The 19,759-nt window shown below is 59.1% G+C and carries 18 protein-coding genes and 1 riboswitch; of the genes, 12 read left to right on the forward strand and 6 right to left on the reverse strand.

Annotation, left to right across the window (positions count from 1 at the left end; translation table 11 throughout):
- Positions 1-232 precede the first annotated feature (232 nt).
- From J3352_RS10300 to J3352_RS10315, 4 genes are all read left to right on the forward strand, one after another.
- A complete protein-coding gene (locus tag J3352_RS10300; RefSeq protein WP_197036324.1) occupies positions 233-619 on the forward strand; it encodes an endonuclease domain-containing protein in 387 nt (128 codons plus the stop codon).
- A 162-nt stretch (positions 620-781) separates the two neighbouring features.
- Positions 782-1,531 (forward strand): class B sortase, encoded by a 750-nt coding sequence (srtB, locus tag J3352_RS10305; RefSeq protein WP_242699943.1) that lies wholly within the window; start codon positions 782-784, stop codon positions 1,529-1,531.
- A gap of 13 nt (positions 1,532-1,544) precedes the next feature.
- Positions 1,545-2,324, forward strand: coding sequence for a Spy0128 family protein (locus tag J3352_RS10310; protein ID WP_156068764.1), 780 nt, complete (start codon positions 1,545-1,547; stop codon positions 2,322-2,324).
- Positions 2,317-2,904, forward strand: a complete 588-nt coding sequence (locus tag J3352_RS10315) for a sortase (RefSeq protein WP_156067249.1) — start codon at positions 2,317-2,319, stop codon at positions 2,902-2,904. The genes J3352_RS10310 and J3352_RS10315 overlap by 8 nt, the downstream gene beginning before the upstream one ends.
- A 175-nt stretch (positions 2,905-3,079) precedes the next feature.
- Here the strand turns inward: J3352_RS10315 and J3352_RS10320 are convergent, their stop codons facing one another.
- From J3352_RS10320 to J3352_RS10330, 3 genes are all read right to left on the reverse strand, one after another.
- Positions 3,080-3,979, reverse strand: a complete 900-nt coding sequence (locus J3352_RS10320; RefSeq protein WP_156067251.1) for a DegV family protein — start codon at positions 3,977-3,979, stop codon at positions 3,080-3,082.
- 42 nt (positions 3,980-4,021) lie between these two features.
- Entirely contained in the window at positions 4,022-5,317 is a 1,296-nt protein-coding gene (locus J3352_RS10325) for an adenylosuccinate synthase (protein WP_156067254.1), read from the reverse strand.
- A 205-nt stretch (positions 5,318-5,522) separates the two neighbouring features.
- A complete protein-coding gene (locus tag J3352_RS10330) occupies positions 5,523-5,726 on the reverse strand; it encodes a DUF896 domain-containing protein (RefSeq protein ID WP_156067258.1) in 204 nt (67 codons plus the stop codon).
- Positions 5,727-5,848: 122 nt separating this feature from the next.
- Between J3352_RS10330 and J3352_RS10335 the strand changes: the two genes are divergently transcribed.
- Positions 5,849-6,469: an epoxyqueuosine reductase QueH gene (locus tag J3352_RS10335; RefSeq protein ID WP_156067261.1), complete on the forward strand. Its 621-nt coding sequence runs from the start codon at positions 5,849-5,851 to the stop codon at positions 6,467-6,469.
- A 70-nt stretch (positions 6,470-6,539) separates the two neighbouring features.
- On the opposite strand, the gene J3352_RS10340 is transcribed toward J3352_RS10335, so the two are convergent.
- Entirely contained in the window at positions 6,540-7,670 is a 1,131-nt protein-coding gene (locus tag J3352_RS10340) for a sugar MFS transporter (RefSeq protein WP_117505931.1), read from the reverse strand.
- 264 nt (positions 7,671-7,934) lie between these two features.
- Here J3352_RS10340 and J3352_RS10345 point away from each other — a divergent pair, with 264 nt between their 5' ends.
- From J3352_RS10345 to J3352_RS10355, 3 genes are read left to right on the forward strand one after another with little or no spacing between them, the layout of a single operon-like run.
- The gene (locus tag J3352_RS10345; protein WP_097773307.1) at positions 7,935-8,411 is read left to right on the forward strand and encodes a MarR family winged helix-turn-helix transcriptional regulator; all 477 of its coding nucleotides are present in this window, start codon (positions 7,935-7,937) and stop codon (positions 8,409-8,411) included.
- Positions 8,412-8,445: 34 nt separating this feature from the next.
- Positions 8,446-10,197, forward strand: coding sequence for an ABC transporter ATP-binding protein (locus tag J3352_RS10350; protein ID WP_156067264.1), 1,752 nt, complete (start codon positions 8,446-8,448; stop codon positions 10,195-10,197).
- Positions 10,197-12,119: an ABC transporter ATP-binding protein gene (locus J3352_RS10355; protein ID WP_156067268.1), complete on the forward strand. Its 1,923-nt coding sequence runs from the start codon at positions 10,197-10,199 to the stop codon at positions 12,117-12,119. The genes J3352_RS10350 and J3352_RS10355 overlap by 1 nt, the downstream gene beginning before the upstream one ends.
- A gap of 393 nt (positions 12,120-12,512) precedes the next feature.
- Here J3352_RS10355 and J3352_RS10360 read toward each other — a convergent pair whose 3' ends face one another.
- Entirely contained in the window at positions 12,513-13,331 is an 819-nt protein-coding gene (locus tag J3352_RS10360) for a PfkB family carbohydrate kinase (RefSeq protein WP_005935194.1), read from the reverse strand.
- 294 nt (positions 13,332-13,625) lie between these two features.
- Here J3352_RS10360 and J3352_RS10365 point away from each other — a divergent pair, with 294 nt between their 5' ends.
- The 3 genes from J3352_RS10365 to J3352_RS10375 all read left to right on the forward strand — a co-directional run bounded on the left by J3352_RS10365 (position 13,626) and on the right by J3352_RS10375 (position 17,362).
- The gene (locus J3352_RS10365) at positions 13,626-15,173 is read left to right on the forward strand and encodes an alkaline phosphatase (protein WP_156067271.1); all 1,548 of its coding nucleotides are present in this window, start codon (positions 13,626-13,628) and stop codon (positions 15,171-15,173) included.
- A gap of 167 nt (positions 15,174-15,340) precedes the next feature.
- A riboswitch (THF riboswitch) is annotated at positions 15,341-15,437 on the forward strand.
- Between the two features lie 147 nt (positions 15,438-15,584).
- A complete protein-coding gene (locus J3352_RS10370; protein ID WP_005935200.1) occupies positions 15,585-16,094 on the forward strand; it encodes a folate family ECF transporter S component in 510 nt (169 codons plus the stop codon).
- A complete protein-coding gene (locus J3352_RS10375; RefSeq protein WP_005935201.1) occupies positions 16,091-17,362 on the forward strand; it encodes a folylpolyglutamate synthase/dihydrofolate synthase family protein in 1,272 nt (423 codons plus the stop codon). Before J3352_RS10370 ends, J3352_RS10375 begins: the two co-directional genes overlap by 4 nt.
- 154 nt (positions 17,363-17,516) lie before the next feature.
- On the opposite strand, the gene fba is transcribed toward J3352_RS10375, so the two are convergent.
- Positions 17,517-18,380 (reverse strand): class II fructose-1,6-bisphosphate aldolase, encoded by an 864-nt coding sequence (gene fba, locus J3352_RS10380; RefSeq protein WP_097771599.1) that lies wholly within the window; start codon positions 18,378-18,380, stop codon positions 17,517-17,519.
- Between the two features lie 565 nt (positions 18,381-18,945).
- Here fba and rlmB point away from each other — a divergent pair.
- Positions 18,946-19,749 (forward strand): 23S rRNA (guanosine(2251)-2'-O)-methyltransferase RlmB, encoded by an 804-nt coding sequence (gene rlmB, locus J3352_RS10385; protein WP_005935208.1) that lies wholly within the window; start codon positions 18,946-18,948, stop codon positions 19,747-19,749.
- Positions 19,750-19,759 lie beyond the last annotated feature (10 nt).

Consider the following 19,759-nt stretch of genomic DNA (forward strand, 5'->3'; position numbering starts at 1 on the left):
ACTTGCCTCTCCTACTAGGAGAGGTGGCAAAGCCGCAAGGCTTTGACGGAGAGGTTGGCTCACGGAAGAAGAACCTCTCAGGCGCTAGCGCGCCAGCTCCCCTAGTAGGGGAGCCAAGTACACGCCTCAGCGTTGACCGTTCACGAAAGCTGACCGTGAAGCAGCACCCTTCTTGCCTCTCCTACTAGGAGAGGTGGCAAAGCCGCAAGGCTTTGACGGAGAGGTTTGGCCTATGTCTATCACCAATCTGCCCTACAATGGAGAAATGAATTTCCGGGCAAAAGAGCTCAGGCGTGAAATGACACAGCATGAGCGGAAATTGTGGTATTTATTTCTCCGAAAATATCCGGTAAAAATTTACAAACAGCGTGTAATTAACTCGTTTATTGCAGATTTTTACTGTCCGGCAGCTCGGTTGGTGATTGAACTGGACGGTTCACAGCACTATACAGATCAAGGTGAGGCTTACGACAAAGAACGTGATACGATCATTGAAAAGTATGGTGTTGTGATTTTAAGGTTTTCTAATCTTGAGATCGACCGTTGCTTCGATTCTGTTTGCGAACGTATCCATGATACAATACACAAACGTGTTGTTGAATTGGAACGTAATGCCTGACTTGCCTCCCCTACTAGGGGAGGTGGCAAAGCCGCAAGGCTTTGACGGAGAGGTTTAGCTTCCGGCAGAAACCTCTCAGGCGCTAACGCGCCAGCTCCCCCTAACAGGGGAGCCAAGAAAGCCAGCTGGGAGGTGGGCTGTATCAACTGGCAGAGAAAAGCGTTGAGGGCAGCCGACTTTCTGGTGAGCGCGGTGGTCGTGCTGTTTCTGGTGGTCGCCGGGGCGTATTCAGCCTATGCCCTGTGGGACAACTCGCAGGTGTACGCCGCCGCAGACAATGTTCAGGCAGAGCTTTTGCAGTTCAAGCCCAAGGCGGGCGCGGATAACGGCGCAAGCTTTGAGGAGCTGCTGGGCATCAACCCGGATGTCTGCGCGTGGGTCACACTGGACAACACCGCCATCGACTACCCTGTGGTACAGGGCGAGGACAACTTTACCTATGTGAACACCGATGTCTACGGTGATTTCTCGCTGGCAGGCAGCATCTTTCTGGATGTGAACTGCGACAAGAACTTCACCGACCCCTACTCTCTGCTGTATGGTCACCACATGGAAGAGAGCAAGATGTTCGGTGATCTGGATCTCTACAAGGACGCAGAGTTCTTTGCAGAGAACACCACCGGTGAGCTGATCCTGCCCGACCGCACCTATGATCTTAAAACCTTTGCATGTCTGCTGGTCCCTTCGTCTGAGAGCGCGATCTTCCAGCCCCAGCGCTGGGACAGCGACCTGCAGGGGTTGTACACCTTTGCGCAGGAGAACGCCCTGAACCTGAACACCGAAACGCTGGCCGCCATGAAAGCGGCAGGCGATGACGCTCAGGTGCTGGCGCTGTCCACCTGTTCAACGGAGTTTACCGATGCACGCACCATTCTTCTGGCGTGGATGATCCCGTCCGCGTCGGATTCATAAAGGAGAGGATGAAATGAGGTTCCGTAAAATCGCGGCAGCACTCCTGACGCTTGCGTTGGGGTTCTGCCTGTGTCAGCCGGCGGCATTTGCGGCCACCGCGGCTGACCAGCATACACAGCTGCAGGAGCTTCCGGTTTCCATTCAGTCCACGGGGGAAACACCTCTCCCAAAGGAAACACTGACTGTGGAACTTGAGGCTGTGGACAATGCGCCCCTGCCCGAGGTGACCACTCTGGAGATCACCGACGGCGAGACCGGCAGCTTTGGCCCCATCAGTTACACCAAGCCCGGCTATTACGTTTACACCGTGCGCCAGCGCGCCGGTGTCAACACCCGCGGCACCTACGATGAAACCGTGTACTATCTGCGCGTTTCCGTGGTGTGGGACAACGACAAGCTGGTGGCCCGGATGGCCGTGCACACACAGGCCGACCTGATGGACGAAAAGGTGAGCAGCATCACCTTCAACAACAGCTACAAGGCCATCGAGACCCCGTACTACCCGGACCCGTATGACCCTGATCCCGTCACCCCGCCCACCCCTTCCACGCCGGAGAACCCGGCCCCGGCAGATGCCCGCCCGACCGTGACTGAAACCACCACCCCTAGTGCACCGGAGCCCACCGCCCCGGCCAGCGTGGTGGCGGATGCCCGCCCGGCCGAAGGCCCCAAACTGATCCAGACCGGCCAGCTGAACTGGCCCATACCTGTTCTGACGGCAAGCGGTCTGGTGCTGGTGGCCGTGGGTGCCTACCTGATGGAGCGCAGCAAGAAACGTGAAAAGAATGCGTAAAGTATCCCCCGGGCTTGTCTGCATCGTGCTGGGTGTGGTGCTCCTGCTGGCGGCGGGCGGCCTGTACGCCTACAACCGCTACGAGGATGCCCACGCCGGTGCCGAGGCCCAGACCGTGGTGGCCGACCTTCAGCAGAAGGTGGAGACCCCGGAACCGGAGACAGAGAGCGGCCCCCTGGACCCCGAGCTCCCGGTGGTGGAGGTCGACGGCAACGAATATGTGGGTGAGATCTCCATCCCCGCCATCGGCATTGACCTGCCGGTGATGAGCGAGTGGAGCTACCCCCGCCTGAAGATCGCCCCCTGCCGCCAGTTCGGCTCTTCCCGCACCGATGATCTGGTCATTGCGGCGCACAACTACGAGAGCCATTTCGGCAAGCTGACCTCCCTCACAGCGGGGGACAGCGTTACCTTCACCGATATGGACGGCATCGTGAATGAGTACGTCGTGAACAAGGTCGAAGTGCTTGACCCCCACAGTGTGGAGGAAGTGGAACACAGCGGCTACGCCCTGGTGCTGTACACCTGCACCTACGGCGGCAAGACCCGTGTCACCGTCTTCTGTGATCGTGCATCGTAAAAATCAAGGCTGAAAAACAAAAAGAAGCCCCGACATTCGTCGGGGCTTCTTTTTTACTATGTGGGAACTCCCTCCGTCATTGCTGACGCAATGCCACCTCCCTCTCAGAGAGAGGCTTTTCGCTGCCGTAAGGCTCCCTCCTAGAGGGAGCTGTCGCCGGAGGCGACTGAGGGAGTTACTGTTTTTTCCACCGCCGCATCACGCCCATGCCCAACGCATAGGGGCCGGTGTGCACGGCAATGGTGCAGCCGATCTGCAGCAGGACCACATTGCACTCGCAGGTGGGGTACTTGGCGCGCAGGGCGGCGCGGGTCTGCATCCAGAGCCGCTTGCCCTCGTCGGCATCGTAGCCGTAACCCACCGTGATGCAGTAGTCGTCGGGTGTGCCGTTGTGTTCGGCCAGATAGGCCATCAGCAGGTCGAGGGCCTTCTCAAAGCTCTTCTGGCGGCCACGGGCCACACCAGCGGAGAAGATCTCGCCCTCCTTGAACAGGATCATGGGTTTGATGCCCAGAATGTTGGCGGCACGGCCCGTGACTTTGCCGATGCGCCCGCCCTTGATGAGGTAGTCCAGGTTACCCACCGTAAAGAAGATCTGGTTGGTGATCTTTTCCGCTTCCAGCCAGGTCACGGCTTCGTCCAGCGTACAGCCTGCATCCCGCATGGCCACCGCGTTTTCCACCACGATGGATTCGGTCACGGTGGCGGCGGTGCTGTCAATGACCTCGATCTTAGCATCGGGAAAATCCTCCAGCACCAGCTCCCGGGCGTTGCGGGCACTGCCCACGCAGCCGCTCATCTTGCTGGTAAAGCAGATGCAGAGCACCGGGCGGCCCGCCTCGGCATGGGCCCGGAAGGCGGTCTCAAAATCCTCCAGAGAAGGCAGGCTGGTCTTGGGGTAGGCCGCGGGGTTATCTACCATGAACTGGTAGAAATCGCGCACGGCGATCTCCTTGCCTTCCTTGCGGTAGTGCTCACCGTCCAGCGAGACATAGAAGGGGATGATCTCAATATTCAGTGTTGCGGCCGTCTCAGGGGTCAGGTCGCAGGCGCTGTCCGTGATGATATCAAACATAGTCACGTTTCCTTTTCAATGCGGCGGGTTCTGTGGCGCGGATCAGACGTTGTGGTGGATGTAGGCCTCACGCTCGGCACCCACGGAGATGTAGGTGATCTTGCAGCCAATAGCCTTTTCCAGATACTCAACGTAATCGCGGGCTTCCTGGGGCAGATCCTCCCACTTGCGGGCGGCAGTGATATCGCAGTGCCAGCCGGGCAGATACTCCACCACGGGCTGTGCGGTGTCCAGAGCCATGCCCATGGGGAAGCGCTTGGTGATGGTGCCGTCGGTCAGCTTATAGCCGGTGACCATGGGGATCTTCTCCATGTAGTCCAGCACGTCCAGCAGGGTCAGGGCAACCTCATCGCAGCCCTGGCAGAACACGCCGTAGTGGCTTGCCACCAGGTCGATGGGGCCAACGCGGCGGGGACGGCCGGTGGCTGCACCGTACTCGTGGCCAGCCTCACGCAGGGCGTGCTTCTCTTCCTCGGTCATGGCCAGCTCAGTGACAAAGGGGCCGTCGCCCACGCAGGAGGAGTAAGCCTTCATCACGCCGATGCTGTTGGTCAGCTTGTGGCCCGGGATGCCTGCGCCGATGGGGGCGTAAGCGCCGATGACGTTGGAGGAGGTGGTGTAGGGGTAGATGCCGAAGTCGATGTCGCGCAGAGCGCCCAGCTGGGCCTCGAACAGCACCTTCTTGCCGGCGGCATCTGCGTCAGCCAGATACTGGCCCACGTCGCAGATGTAATCCTTGAAGATGGCGGCATACTTCTCCAGCCATGCCCACATCTCGTCCACGCTGATGGGAGCGGAGTGGTAGCTGCCCTCCATCACCAGGTTCTTGGAATCCACCATGGTCACCAGGCGCTTCTTCACGCTGTCGTCCAGGTGGAGCAGGTCGCCCATGCGCAGGGTCTTCTTCATGTACTTGTCACCGTAAGTGTAGGCGATGCCGCGCTTGGTGGAGCCGAACTGTGCGCCGGTCTTGGCCAGGCGGGCCTCTTCCAGGCCGTCCTGATCGACATGGTAGGGCATGGTGATGGTGGCCCGGTCGGAGATCTTCAGGTTATCGGGGGTGATGGAAATGCCCTGCTCTCGCAGATTGTTGATCTCGCCGTCCAGATGGTGCGGGTCGATGACCATACCGTTGCCCATCACGCAGACAACGTTGGGGCGCAGGATGCCGGAGGGCAGCAGGTTCAGCACGAACTTGCCGCGCTCGTTCTTCACGGTGTGGCCTGCGTTGTTGCCGCCCTGATACCGTGCAACGATGTCATAATCCTGGCTGATCAGATCGACCATGCGGCCCTTGCCCTCATCGCCCCAGTTGATACCCGTAATTGCAGTAAGCATAATAAATGACCTCTTTATCATTTTTTCAAAAGACAGCCTTTTCCGTGCACCTTGCCCGGGATACGCCACCTTGGGAATCTGTACCGCCCGCGGAAATGTCCGCAACAATACAACTATAGTATAGCACGAAACGCGGAACAAAAAAAGAGGGAAGAAATACTTTTCTCTCAATTATCCGCCAGGCGCTCCTCTTCGTGATGCTGCTTTAGTTCTTCTTCCCCAGCTTATGGATCGTGCCATCCGGCTCTTTGATCGAGGTGTTGTTCAGCTGGGCGCGCAGGCTGGCCTTTACGTCCGCAACATACTCCTGCCGCAGGGCCTGCTGCTCTGCCTTTTCGGCATCGGTCAGGCCGGTGGTCTTGCTCTTTTTTGCCAGCTCGTTGATACGGGCGATCTTCTCGTTTGTCATCGCAGTTCTCCTATTAGATAAAATGTGATATAATATGACCGGGATGCCCCTTCCGGCAGCTGCGGCTCTTTTGGCGAGGCAGCAGGAGGGAGCTATTTGAATCAAAGCAAGTATAACAAAGGATGAAACCGATGTCAAAACAGTTGAATTTTGCACAGCAGATGGACGAAGTGTTGAAAACGCTGGGGCCGCAGCGGCCAAAGCTGCTGCTCCATGCCTGCTGCGGGCCCTGTTCCAGCGCCGTGCTGGAAAAGCTGTGCCGGTATTTTGAGATCACGGTGCTTTACTATAACCCCAACACCTGGCCTGCCGAAGAATACTACCGCCGGGGCGAGGAGCTGAAAAAGTTCGTGGCGCAGGCGCACCCGCTGGGGGTCACGGTCATCGAGGATTACTACGACCCGCAGGAGTTCTATACGGCTGTGCAGGGGCTGGAAAACGAGCAGGAGCGGGGCGGGCGGTGCACCGTCTGCTACCGTTTGCGGATGCGCCGGGCGGCACAGTACGCAAAGGAGCACGGCTTTGATTGGTTCACCACCACGCTCTCCATCAGCCCCCACAAGGATGCTGCCCGCATCAATCAAATCGGGCAGGAGCTTGAAGCCGAATTCGGCATCAGGCACCTGCCCTCGGATTTCAAAAAGCAGAACGGCTACCTGCGCTCCCTCCAGCTTTCGGAGGAGTACGGGCTTTACCGTCAGGATTACTGTGGGTGTGAGTTCAGCGCAAAGGCGAGGGGGTGAACCGCTCAGTCGCCTGCTGCTTGCCTCTCCTGCCAGGAGAGGTGGCATTGCGAAGCAATGACGGAGAGGTTTACTCCTCCCGCATTCTGGACACCAGAATTGCAAAGACGATCAGTCCCACGCAGGGCACGATGTTGGTTGCCATACCAACAGCAAGACCGGCGCTTTCAGCTACCTTGCCGATGACCCAGGGCATCAGGATCGCGCCGCTGGATGCCACCGGCAGCATGATGCCCATGCTGGTCACGGTGGTCATTTTACCGGCGCTGGCCACGGCGGTGGGGTTCATACCGGCCATGGAGAAGGCAAAGGCGAACAGCAGCAGGATGGCAGGCAGCTGGCTGTGGGTCTGCATCATGGCAAAGTAGAAGGCAGTGCAGAAAACCGCCATAAATACCATGGCCTTGCGGGGCTGTTTGAGTGGGAACACAAAGGCGATGAGCAGGCGGCCGATCAGGGTGGCACCCCACATCACGGTGACGGTATAGGCCGCCAGCGTGCCTGCAATGATGCCGCTGTCCTTGAAGTAGGTGACCATCCAGCCCACAACGCTCTGCTCGGCGGCGTTCTGGCAGAACAGCAGGCCGGTGAGCAGCCAGAAGCGGGAGGAGCGCAAAAAGCTCCAATCGGTGACAGCTTCTTTGGCCTTGGCGCGGCCTGCCATGGGGGTGAACAGGTATACCAGCCAGAGCACCAGACCCAGCGCCGCCAGCGCCAGCACGGCCAGCGTGGTGCTGACCCTGGCCGCGGCAGAGATCAGAAAGGGGCAGAGCAGGGCACCGCAGGCGTAGCAGGCGTGCATGGTGTTCATGCCCCGGGTGCGGTCTGCAGAGTTGCCGCTGACAAGAATGGTACAGGTGTTCAGGACACTGCCCTTGGCAATGCCCACAATGAAGAAGGCCAGCGCCAGCAGAATGGGCAGGCCGGTCAGGCCCATCAGGCCGTAGCCCACCGCATAGCCGATGGTCAGAAGCAGGACGCTTGGCTTCATGCCCATTTTTCCCACCAGCGCACCGGCCAGCAGGCCCGCCAGCAGGTTGCCGATGCTCAGCAGGCTGAGCAGGGTGCCGGTCATGCCGTAGGCAAAGCCGTATTCCTCCTGCAGCAGGCTGACCACCACACCGCTGGAAATGGTGCAGATGCCGCTGAAAAAGAAGGTGACGAAGCCCGCGTTCCGCAGGCGGGTATTCCGTTGTTCCATGGGATTCTCCTTGCAGTATTCGGGGGCGCAGTGCCCGTAGTTGCTTTTATTAAAGCATATTCTGGTCAGAAAGCAAGGACTGTTGAGCCAGCAGAAGCAAAATCAGCGCCCAGTGGAAGCGCCCCGCCGTTTGGTGGGGCGCTTCTGGATTTTATTTTGCGTCTCCTATTGACAATGATCAAATCGTGCGTTATGATATTGTACGGCATCAAACAGTTCTAAAGGAAACAATCCTGTCACAAACAATTCAAAAGGGAAACCATTATGCACGATGAAAGCAACAAACAGCCCTGCTGCAACCCCCCATGGGAGCCGCCGCAGGTCATCCCGGCACAGGTGCGCCGGGTGAACAACCTGATCTTCCGCAAGATCAACCAGTTCCACCGGGAGAACAACGTGGACAACGTGACCCCCATGCACGACTGGATCATGAGCTACCTCTACTGGCACAAGAACGACCCCGTGTACCAGCGCGATATCGAACGGGAGTTCTCCATCACACGCTCGACCGTGACGAACATCCTGCAGCTGATGGAGCGCAAGGGCTACATCGAGCGCCAGAGCGTGCCGCAGGATGCCCGGCTGAAGCGGCTGATCCTGACGGAAGAGGGAGGCCGCGTCCACGAAAAGACGATGCTCTCCCTGCACCAGACCGATGAGTTTGTGGCCGGATTGCTGACGGAAGAGGAAAACGCAGAGCTTCTGCGGTTACTGAACAAGCTGCGCAAGGGGCTGGAATGACCCCTGCAAATAAACTTCAGGAGGATTACAACAGATGATCAAAAAACTTGTGTCACATCTGGGCGAGTACAAGCGCGCCGCGATCCTGACACCGATCTTCTCTGCTCTGGAAGCCATCATGGATGTGCTGCTGCCCACCATCATGGCCTTTATCATTGACCAGGGCATTGAAAAGGGCGATATGAACGCCGTTGTCAAGTACGGCCTGCTCACCTTCCTGGTGGCGGCCATTGCCCTGCTGCTGGGCGTGCTGGCCGGCAGGTTTGCTGCCACGGCATCCACCGGCTTTGCAGGCAACCTGCGCGATGCGATGTATGAGAACATCCAGCATTTCTCGTTCTCCAACATCGACAAGTACTCCACGGCTGGTCTGGTCACCCGTATGACCACCGACGTGACCAACCTGCAGAACGCGTTCCAGATGATCGAGCGCATGTGCGTGCGTGCCCCCGTCCATCTGGTTTTCGCGCTGATCATGGCCTCCATGATCAGCCGCTCGCTGACCATGGTGTTCCTGGTGGCGATCGTGTTCCTGGTGGCAGTGCTGGCAGGCATTATGGTTCCCACCTTCGGCATCTTTGATAAGGTGTTCAAGAACTACGATAACCTGAACGCCTCCGTGCAGGAGAATGTCTCGGCCATCCGCGTGGTCAAGAGCTTTGTCCGGGAGCACTTTGAGAACGAGAAGTACACCAAGGCCTGCGAGAGCCTGTACAAGCAGTTCGTCCACGCCGAGAGCCGCCTGAGCTTCAACAATCCCGCCATGCTGGTCTCTGTGTACGGCTGCAACATCGCCCTGAGCTGGTTCGGCGCACATTACGTCCTGAACGGTGCGATCACCACCGGCCAGCTGAACGCCCTGTTCGGTTACATTATGAACATCCTGATGGCCCTGATGATGCTGAGCATGGCCTTTGTGATGATCGCTATGTCCGCCGCTTCTGCCCGCCGTATCGTGGAAGTGCTGGACGAGACCACTGACCTGCCCCCGGCAAAGCAGCCGGTGCAGCAGGTGGCAGACGGCAGCATTGAGTTTGACCACGTTACCTTTAAGTATAAGCACGGCTCCGGCCAGCCTGTTCTGAACGATGTCACCTTCAGCATCCGGCCGGGCGAGACGCTGGGCATCATCGGCGGCACCGGCAGTGCAAAATCCAGCCTGGTGCAGCTGATCCCCCGCCTGTATGATGCCGAGACCGGTTCTGTCAAGGTGGGCGGCGTGGACGTTAAGGATTACAGCCTGGATGTCCTCCGCCGGGAGGTCTCCATGGTGCTGCAGAAGAACGTTCTGTTCAGCGGCACCATCCTCGACAACCTGCGCTGGGGCGATGAGAACGCCAGCGAGGAAGAGTGCATCCGGGTGGCCAAGCTGGCCTGCGCCGATGAGTTCATCGAGCGCTTCCCCGACAAGTACAATACTTGGATCGAGCAGGGCGGCTCCAACGTGTCCGGCGGCCAGAAGCAGCGCCTGACCATTGCCCGCGCGCTGCTGCGCAAGCCCAAGGTGCTGATCCTGGACGACAGCACCAGCGCCGTGGATACCGCCACCGATGCCAAGATCCGCAAGGCCTTCCGGGAGGAGATCCCCGGTACCACCAAGATCATCATTGCACAGCGCATCTCCTCCGTGCAGGATGCAGACCGCATCCTGGTGCTGGACAACGGCCAGATCAACGGCCTGGGCACCCACGAGGAGCTGCTCAAGACAAACAAGATCTATCAGGAAGTTTACAACAGCCAGACCCAGGGCGGCGGCGATTTTGATAAGCAGGGAGGTGAGCAGTAATGGCACAGGTGAAAGAAGTAAAGGGCCCCGGCCCCCGTAGGATGGGCGGCCCCAAGCCGAAGGTCGAGAACCCGGGCAAGCTGCTCAAGCGAATCATGGATGAGGTGTTCAAGCACTATCTGCCCCACTGCATCCTTGTGCTGGTCTGCATCATCGTCAGCGCGCTGGCAAACGTGCAGGCAAGCCTCTTCCTCAAGACCCTGATCGATGATTACATCGTCCCCATGACCAAGCAGGCCACACCGGACTTCGGCCCGCTGGCAGGCGCACTGGTGCGCATTGGCTGCATCTACGCCATCGGCGTGCTGGCCGCATGGCTCAACGCCCGTATCATGGTCAACGTGACCCAGGGCACCCTGCGCAACCTGCGCGTCCAGCTTTTCACCCACATGGAAAGCCTGCCCATCCGGTATTTTGACTCCCACCCCCACGGCGACATCATGTCGGTGTACACCAACGATGTGGACACCCTGCGCCAGATGATCAGCCAGAGCATTCCCCAGCTGGTGTCCAGCGCCATCACCATCGTGTCCGTGTTCACCAGCATGTGCCTGATGAGCTGGCAGCTCACCGTTGTCACCATGCTGATGGTGACCCTGATGCTGTTCTGCTCCAAGAAGATCACTTCCATGAGCGGTAAGTACTTTGTGGCCCAGCAGAAGGATCTGGGCAAGGTGAACGGCTACATCGAAGAGATGATGGAGGGCCAGAAGGTCGTCAAGGTGTTCACCCACGAGCAGAAGGCTCTGGATGGCTTCCGGCAGCTGAACGATAAGCTGAAGGAAAGCGCCAAGCAGGCCAACAACTACGCCAACATCATCATGCCCGTTACCGCACAGCTGGGCAATATCAGCTATGCAGTCTGTGCTCTGGCGGGCGCGGCCATGGCCGTTGGCAATGTCGGCGGCATGACCCTGGGCACCGTGATGGCCTTCCTGAGCCTGAACAAGGGCTTCAATATGCCCATCAGCCAGGTATCCATGCAGGCCAACAGCGTGATCATGGCACTGGCCGGTGCGGAGCGTATCTTCAAGATGATGGACGAGACCAGCGAGGCCGACGAGGGCTATGTCACCCTGGTCAACGTCAAGTATGGCAAGGATGACGAGCTGGTGGAGACCACCGAGCGCACCGGCATCTGGGCCTGGAAGCATCCCCACCACGACGGCACCACCACCTACCACAAGCTGGCGGGTGACATCACCTTTACCGATGTCGATTTTGGCTATGTGCCGGAAAAGACCGTTCTGCATGGGATCAACCTCTATGGCCGCCCGGGCCAGAAGATCGCCTTTGTCGGCTCCACCGGTGCCGGTAAAACGACCATCACCAACCTGATCAACCGCTTCTACGATATCGCAGACGGTAAGATCCGGTATGATGGCATCAACATCCGCAAGATCAAAAAGGACGATCTGCGCCGCTCTCTGGGCATCGTTCTGCAGGATACCCACCTGTTCACCGGCACGGTCATGGAGAACATCCGCTATGGCCGTCTGGATGCCACCGATGAGGAGTGCATTGCCGCCGCAAAGCTGGCCAATGCCGATGGCTTTGTCAAGCGTCTGCCCGATGGCTACAACACCATGCTGACCAACGACGGCGCAAACCTGTCGCAGGGCCAGCGCCAGCTGTTGGCCATTGCCCGCGCCGCAGTTGCCGATCCCCCGGTGCTGATCCTGGACGAGGCGACCTCCTCCATTGATACCCGCACCGAGGCGCTGGTCCAGCGGGGCATGGACGGCCTGATGTATGGCCGCACCAGCTTTGTCATTGCCCACCGCCTGTCTACCGTCCGCAATGCAGACTGCATCGTGGTTCTGGAGCAGGGCCGCATCATCGAGCGCGGTAGCCACGACGAGCTGATCGCCAAGAAGGGCAAGTACTACCAGCTCTACACCGGTAATCTGGCCGAAAATTAAAGAAAAGTCGTAAAAAACGGAGCCGCTGTACAAAATGATGTGCAGCGGCTCCGTTTATTTTCAATTTGTTCAAATTCCTCACAAAGAAACTCCATTTTTATCCTGTACAATAAGGGTGCAGTCAGGGAGGAACAGAAAAACATCCTCCCAAGATGCCATGCAGGCAATGAAAACCGCGCATCTCCGGCAGAAACCGGGCGGCGCGGCCCCTTTAAAAAACACTGTCCCCTGCTGATGCGAGGCAATAGCCAAGGCAGCGGACAGACTACCAACCATCTCCTGACAGCCGCAAATGTTTGGGAGTTCTCATACACAGCCAGCGCCGCTTTCTCCTCCTTTCCACGGCGCTGGCTGTTTTTGTTTGGCTTCCGCCGCCATCTCAGCGGCAGGTGGCTATCCGATCAGCGCGTTCAGCTCAGATTCCTTTAATCTGGGCAGAGAGGAGACAGGGAGCATCATTTTCTCCATCCGATACAAGACCAGAGCGGGGCTCTGGTCTTTTTTTGCGGCAGAAGCCATAACACTGCGTGTAAAGGCGAGAATCCTGTCCTTTTTGTAGAAAAAGATCAGCTGCACATGGCCGGTGAACAGGGCAAACAGGGCTGTGCGCAGTTCCCGGGAGCCGAAGAGGAGGAGCAGGTCGCTCTCCTCTAAAAAGAGAACGTCTGCCCGGTCAAGAAACTGCAGGGCGGTCTGGCACAGGGCCTCCCGCTGCGGCCAGTAGGGCGCGGCCTGCGCCAGCCGGGGAAGATAGCAGCAGAGCGCCCCGGCATCCCGGGCGGCGGCAAGGGCTTCGAGGTGGGCCAGCCGCAGGGGGCTGTCCACCAGCCCGGCGGAGGAAAAGCAGAAGGCAGAGGCTCCCCGGAACGGGGCGGCCTCCAGCTGTTCCGGCCCAAGGGCCAGCCCGGCGGTGTGGGCACGGTAGGGCAGAGCGGTGTCCTCTCCGGTGAACACCACCGGTGTGGGGAAGGCATCCGTGAAGCAGAGCAGGGAGCAATCCACACCATCCCGGGCAAGCTGGGCCGCCAGCTTGCGGCCAAAGGGGTCGGCTCCCAGCTGGGCCAGCAGAGCCGCCTGCCCGCCCAATGCGGCGTACTGGCGGCAGAAGCCTGCACCCCAGCCGCCGGTCTGCGCCCGGAATGTCTCCGTCAGTTCCGGAGCCGTGGCGGCGTTCAGCTCCAGCCAGACTTCGCCCAGACACAAAACGGACATGTGCACCCCTCCCTCCGCAAATAAAAATCGGGTTACAGTATACACGATTTGCCCACCGGATGCAACCGATCCGGGGCGAATCCTGACGGAATAAAAGTGCCTGCGGGCAGGAACAATCCGATTTTACAAAGACCACCTGTTTTTTACCAATTCCTGTTTTTCATTGCCCAAGGTTTACCTAAGATTTGCCTTACCATGGTTTCCCCTCTTTCTCCGAACGGGTACAATAGAACCGTTCCCAAGATACATTGCAACAGGGCCCGGGAGGGCTCAGGATAAGAGAGGAATTATCGTATGAAAGAACATAAAATGTCCCGCCGCAACTTCCTGAAAGTGGGTGCTGTGGCATCTGCCGCCGGTCTGATGACTGCTGCCCCTGTGGCTGCAAACGCTGCCGCTCCGGCCGCTTCCACCGCAGCTGACGAGGAGAACTGCTTTGGCCTGTTCCAGAAGAAGCCCAAGTACATCTTCCTGTTCATCGGCGATGGCATGGGCACTGCCCAGATCCAGTCTGCCCGGTTCTATCAGGGCACTGTCACCAACAACGGTGCCATCACCGAGGCAGAGCTGAGCTTTACCCAGTTCCCGGAGGTGGGCAGCGTGACCACCTACGACAGCACCTCCTTCTGCCCGGACTCCGCTTCCACCGCCACCTCCATCGCTTCCGGCAAAAAGACCGAGAGCGGTGTCATCAATATGTGCCCCTGGACCCGTGATGTGCCCTATGAGACCATTGCGGAGAAGCTCCATAAGCAGAAGGGCTACAAGGTTGGCATTGTTTCCACGGTGAATATTGACCACGCTACCCCTGCTGCCTTCTATGCACACCAGAAGACCCGCAAGAACTACTATCAGATCGGCGTGGAGCTGGCAAACTCCGGCTTTGAGTATTTCGCAGGCGGCGAGTTCCAGAAGGTGAACGGCGATGGCACCGACCCCAACAACCACGAGGTGGCTGCACAGGCTGGTTACAATGTTGTCACCACCCAGGCCGGTGCTGCTGCCCTGAAGGCCGGGGCCGGCAAGACCCTGATCATTGCCGAGAACCTGGCCGACGGCAAGTCCATGAACTACGCCATGGATGCTGCTCCGGGAGAGTGGCAGCTGACCGACTATGTCCGCAAGGGCATTGAGCTGCTGGACAACAGCAACGGCTTCTTTATGATGGTGGAGTCCGGCAAGATCGACTGGGCCTGCCACGCCAACGATGCCGCTGCCTCCATCCATGATGTGATCGAGATGCACAACGCAGTGCAGGCCGCTGTGGAGTTTTATGCCCAGCACCCCGACGACACCCTGATCCTGGTGACCGCTGACCACGAGACCGGTGGTCTGGGCATTGGCTACAAGACCACCAACTACGATACCTTCCTGACCAACCTGGCCCACCAGAAGATGTCCTACGCAAAGTTCGATTCCACCTATGTGAACAACTACGTGAAGAATCAGACTCCTTTTGAGACCGCTATGCAGGACGTGAAGGCAAACTTCGGCCTGACCCTGCCCACCGACCCCGATGCCGCCAGCGCAGGCAAGCTGCTGCTGACCGACTACGAGGTGGAGAACCTGCGCACCGCTTACGAGCGCACCCTCAAGGTCGGCTCTTCCAGCCAGAGCAAGATGAGCCAGCAGGATTACGAGCTGTATGGCACCTACATCCCCTTCAGCATGGCCATCTGCCACACCATCAACCACAAGTCCGGTGTGGACCACACCACCTACGCCCACACCGGTGCCATGGTGAACCTCTACGCCCGTGGTCAGGGGGCAGACAAGTTCCGCGGCGTGTATGACAACACCGAGATCTTCCACAAGCTGGCTGAGCTGACCGATGTGCAGTAATTGACCAGACCTTTTGTACCCCAAAGCCCTCCGGGACGAGACGCACCGGAGGGCTTTTTGTGTAGGCCGGAATTGTGCACCCCGCCAAAAATCTGCCCCGCGAATTGGGAAAGATGATGGGAGTTGTGGTTGCAATGGGCCGGAAAAAGGCATATAATAAGACCATCAACAGAGTAAGGCCATGCGCGTTAAGTGCCGCATCAACGGGGAGTTGTGCTGCGGACGAAGGTAAGACCCGCGGTGCATGGCCTGCATCCCGCTGCTGCATGGACTTGGGTGCAGATGGGGCCGTCTGCGGCCCCGTCTGGATGTGAACCGTTGAATCACGCCCTCCTTTGTGCGGTTTGTCACAGGGGAGGGCGTTTTGCATTGCCTGCCCCGCGGTTCCCGAAACAGGGGAGGACAATTGATATGAACCATTCCAGAAATTCCGTCCGCAAGCTCACCATGCTGGCCCTGCTCACTGCCATGAGCATCGTGTTTGCCCGGGTGCTGAGCATTTCCACCGGCTTTGTCCGGTTCAACCTGGGCAGCCTGCCCACCCTGCTGGCCGCTGTGCTGTTCGGGCCGGTGGAGGGCTTTGCCGTGGGTGCAGTGGCCGATATGATCGGCGGCACCCTTTCCGGCTACGCCATCAACCCGCTGATCACGCTGGGGGCTGGCTCCATCGGCCTGACGGCGGGCCTTCTCTGGCGCGCCCTGCCCAACCTGCGGCTGGGCCTGCGCACCCAGATCAGCGTGTTTGCCGGCCATGCGGTGGGCTCCATTGTCATCAACTCGCTGGCACTCCACCTCTTCTATAACTATCCGTGGAGCGTGCTGGTGACCCGCATTCCAAACGCGCTGGTCCTGGCGGCGGTGAACACCGTGCTGGTGCGCCTGCTGCTGGAAAACAAAACGATCCGAGGCATTGCACAATGAACTATGAAGAAGCGCTGAACTATATCCATGCCGTCCAGTGGGCGGGGCACAAGCCGGGCCTGACCCGCACCCGGACCCTGCTGACCGCACTGGGAGATCCGCACAAGCAGCTGAGATTCATCCATGTGGCGGGCACCAATGGCAAGGGCAGCACGGCGGCCATGCTGGCTTCCTGCCTGCAGGCGGCGGGTTACCGGGTGGGCCTGTATACTTCGCCCTTTATCAACCGGTTCAACGAGCGCATTCAGGTAAACGGCCAACAGATCCCGGACGAGGCGCTGGTGCGGCTGGTGGAGCGTGTGAAGCCCGCTGCCGATGCCATGACCGATATCCCCACCGAGTTCGAGATCATCACGGCATTGGGGATGCTCTGGTTCGCTGAGACGAAATGCGACATCGTGGTGCTGGAGGTGGGCCTGGGCGGCACGCTGGATTCCACCAACGTCATCGACCCGCCGGAGTGTGCGGTCATCACGGCGCTGGGCATGGATCATGTGAAGGAGCTGGGCCCCACCCTGGCCGATATCGCATCGGCCAAGGCGGGCATCATCAAGCCGGGCAGTCCGGTGGTGAGCTATGGCGGTGTGCCCGAGGCCGATGCCGTCATCGCCCGTACGGCGGCAGAGCGGCACGCGCCGCTGACCGTGGTGGATCTCAGCAGGCTGACCATCGAGGACGGGGATCTGGATGCTGTCACCTTTGATTTTGACGGCCTGAACGGCATCCGCCTGCCCCTGATCGGCAGCTATCAGCCCCGGAACGCCGCCACGGCCATTACGGCCCTGCGGGTGCTGCGCAGCCGGGGCTGGAACATCCCGGACAGTGCCATCCGTGCCGGTCTGGAACAGGTGCGCTGGCCGGGCCGGTTCGAGCTGCTGCGGCATTCGCCCGCCTTTTTGCTGGATGGCAGCCACAACGCCCACGGAATGCGGGCCACCGTGCAGAGCCTGCGGGACCGCTTTCCGGGGCAGAAGTTCGTGTTCCTGCTCAGCATCATGGCGGACAAGGATGTGGACGAGATGCTGGCACTACTCCTGCCGCTGGCCGGGCAGTTCGTCACCGTAGCGGCCCATACCCCCCGCGCCATGCCCGCTGAGACGCTGGCCGAACAGATCCGCGCCCGGGGCGGCAGGGCTGAGCCTGCTCCCACCATTGAAGCCGGTGTGGCCCGGGCGGTCGCCCTTGGGGGCACCGGCCCCGTGTGCGCGCTGGGCACGCTCTACTTCTCCGGCGATGTGCGGGAAGCGTTTGCAAAATTGAACCAGTAAAGAAGAGGGGCTGCGGCACACGGGAAAAACCGGTGCAGCAGCCCCCTTTTTGCGGACTGGCTTACAAAAAAATGCCCCGCTGTTTTGTGATGCACAGAACAGCGGGGCAATATCATTTATGGGGCAGGAATGTGCTCAGGAGATGCGCTTCGGCTCAGGCTTTGCCTGCGCAGCCGAACAGCTCGATCTTCTCCTTGCACTTGTCAACGATGGCCTGAGCGCCGGGAGCCAGCAGCTTGCGGGGGTCGAAGCCCTTGCCCTGCTGATCCTTGCCAGCCTCGATGTACTTGCGGGTGGCCTCAGCAAAGACCAGCTGGCACTCGGTGTTGATGTTGATCTTGGAAACGCCCAGGCTGATGGCCTTCTGGATCATCTCGTCGGGGATGCCGGTGCCGCCGTGCAGGACCAGAGGAATGTTGTTGGTAGCCTTGTGGATGCGGTCCAGAGCCTCAAAGTCCAGGCCCTTCCAGTTGGCGGGGTAAACGCCGTGGATGTTGCCGATGCCGGCAGCCAGGAAGTCGATGCCCAGATCGGTGATCTTTGCGCACTCAGCGGGGTCTGCGATCTCGCCAGCGCCCACAACGCCGTCCTCAACGCCGCCGATGGAGCCGACCTCGGCCTCAATGCTCAGGCCCTTGGAGTGTGCCAGAGCGACCAGCTCCTTGGTCTTTTCCACATTCTCCTCGATGGAGTAGTGGCTGCCGTCGAACATGATGGAGGAGAAGCCGGCCTCAACGCAGGCCTTGCAGCCCTCGTAGGTGCCGTGGTCCAGGTGCAGGGCAACGGGAACGGTGATGCCCATGGTCTCCACCATGGAGCTGACCATGGCGGCAACGGTCTTGAAGCCGGTCATGTATTTGCCTGCGCCCTCAGAGACACCCAGGATAACGGGGCTCTTCATTTCCTCGCAGGCGGTCAGGACTGCCTTGGTCCACTCCAGATTGTTGATGTTGAACTGGGGCACACCGTAGTGGCCATCGCGTGCCTTGATCAGCATTTCGGTTGCATTTACCAACATTATTCATTACCTCCGCAAAATCATTTTGGGGTGAAAAAGCCGTTTTGGATACAAGATTGCGCATCCTTTAACGAACCTAAGGGTAGTATACCCCAATTACAGGATAAAATCAAGGCGGTTCCCGCGGCGTTTTCAACACAAATTCACATTGGGCATTTTGATGTTGGAGATTCTGGCAAAAACCACTGGATCTCCCTTCAAAAAATTGTCATAATTCCGACTTGAATTTTACAAAAAGTACGGCGAAAAGTTTGCGTGTCGAACCCGGGAGGTTGAAAACTCGGTGGAAACTGTGGAATTCCACCCGGAAAGTGGGCGTACAAACTTGATTTTTGAACATTTTCCACCGGGTTTTTAACATGTGGAAAAAATTGAGCCGAATTACCGATTGTATAGCCTGCTGAATGTGGAAAACTTTTGCCTTCGGCAAACATTGCGAAGAATGCCGGGGTATGCTATACTTTAGAATGTATCAGTGTCAAAATATAGTAAAACTGAAACAGAACGAAACCATGGCGCGGCTCAAACGGCCCGCCTTGCCATAGAATGGAAGGAGAACACATCAATGGACGAACAGAAAATGCCGCGCCGCCCCCGCCGCAGCAGCACGGAGGAGCAGCCCAAGAATGAGAGCCTGGTCTACGGCAAAAACCCCGTGACCGAGCTGCTCAAGAGCGGTTCCGGCGTGGATACCGTGCTGATCGCGGAGGGAATGGCCCCCGCCGTGGCAGCTTACTATACCGCCATGGCCAAGGAGGCCGGGGCCACGGTCAAGCGGGTGCATCCCAACAAGCTGCGCCTGATGACCGGCACCGAGAGCCATCAGGGCGTGGCTGCCTTTGCCAGCGAGATCGAATATGTGACCGTGGAGGATCTGCTGAACGTTGCCAGAGAGAAGGGGGAGCCTCCTTTCCTGGTGCTGAGTGACGGCATCGAGGACCCCCATAATCTGGGCGCGGTGATGCGCTCTGCTCTGCTGTGCGGAGCTCACGGCATCGTCATCCCCAAGCGGGGCGGCGCGTCCGTGACCCCCACCGTTATCAAGTCCAGCGCCGGTGCGGCCGAGCGCCTGCCTGTGGCCCGCGTGGCCAACATCGGCGAGACCATCCGCCGCCTGAAGGATCAGGGGGTGTTCGTCTACTGCGCCGATATGGACGGCGTGCCCCTGCGCAAGAACAACCTGACCGGCCCCATCGCACTGGTGCTGGGCAGCGAGGGCAGCGGTGTATCCCAGCTGGTGAAAAAGCTCTGCGATGGTGTGGTGCGGCTGGATATGGCCGCTCAGGGCACCGGTGTGGACAGCTTCAATGTCTCGGTGGCGGCTGGCATCATCCTGTACGAGATCCAGAGCCAGCGCGCCGCAGAGTAAGAAACAGCGG

Source organism: Faecalibacterium sp. Marseille-Q4164, from assembly GCF_017377545.1.
In the GTDB taxonomy this organism is placed as follows: Bacteria; Bacillota; Clostridia; order Oscillospirales; family Ruminococcaceae; genus Faecalibacterium; species Faecalibacterium duncaniae.

Coding starts and splice junctions, on each gene's coding strand:
- rlmB (WP_005935208.1), top strand. CDS start 18,946: ATGGACGAACAGAAAATGCCGCGCCGCCCCCGCCGCAGCAGCACGGAG.
- J3352_RS10350 (WP_156067264.1), top strand. CDS start 8,446: ATGATCAAAAAACTTGTGTCACATCTGGGCGAGTACAAGCGCGCCGCG.
- J3352_RS10320 (WP_156067251.1), bottom strand. CDS start 3,979: ATGTTTGATATCATCACGGACAGCGCCTGCGACCTGACCCCTGAGACG.
- J3352_RS10370 (WP_005935200.1), top strand. CDS start 15,585: ATGAACCATTCCAGAAATTCCGTCCGCAAGCTCACCATGCTGGCCCTG.
- J3352_RS10365 (WP_156067271.1), top strand. CDS start 13,626: ATGAAAGAACATAAAATGTCCCGCCGCAACTTCCTGAAAGTGGGTGCT.
- J3352_RS10360 (WP_005935194.1), bottom strand. CDS start 13,331: ATGTCCGTTTTGTGTCTGGGCGAAGTCTGGCTGGAGCTGAACGCCGCC.
- J3352_RS10330 (WP_156067258.1), bottom strand. CDS start 5,726: ATGACAAACGAGAAGATCGCCCGTATCAACGAGCTGGCAAAAAAGAGC.
- fba (WP_097771599.1), bottom strand. CDS start 18,380: ATGTTGGTAAATGCAACCGAAATGCTGATCAAGGCACGCGATGGCCAC.
- J3352_RS10355 (WP_156067268.1), top strand. CDS start 10,197: ATGGCACAGGTGAAAGAAGTAAAGGGCCCCGGCCCCCGTAGGATGGGC.
- J3352_RS10335 (WP_156067261.1), top strand. CDS start 5,849: ATGAAACCGATGTCAAAACAGTTGAATTTTGCACAGCAGATGGACGAA.
- J3352_RS10300 (WP_197036324.1), top strand. CDS start 233: ATGTCTATCACCAATCTGCCCTACAATGGAGAAATGAATTTCCGGGCA.
- J3352_RS10375 (WP_005935201.1), top strand. CDS start 16,091: ATGAACTATGAAGAAGCGCTGAACTATATCCATGCCGTCCAGTGGGCG.
- J3352_RS10315 (WP_156067249.1), top strand. CDS start 2,317: ATGCGTAAAGTATCCCCCGGGCTTGTCTGCATCGTGCTGGGTGTGGTG.
- J3352_RS10345 (WP_097773307.1), top strand. CDS start 7,935: ATGCACGATGAAAGCAACAAACAGCCCTGCTGCAACCCCCCATGGGAG.
- J3352_RS10325 (WP_156067254.1), bottom strand. CDS start 5,317: ATGCTTACTGCAATTACGGGTATCAACTGGGGCGATGAGGGCAAGGGC.
- J3352_RS10340 (WP_117505931.1), bottom strand. CDS start 7,670: ATGGAACAACGGAATACCCGCCTGCGGAACGCGGGCTTCGTCACCTTC.
- J3352_RS10310 (WP_156068764.1), top strand. CDS start 1,545: ATGAGGTTCCGTAAAATCGCGGCAGCACTCCTGACGCTTGCGTTGGGG.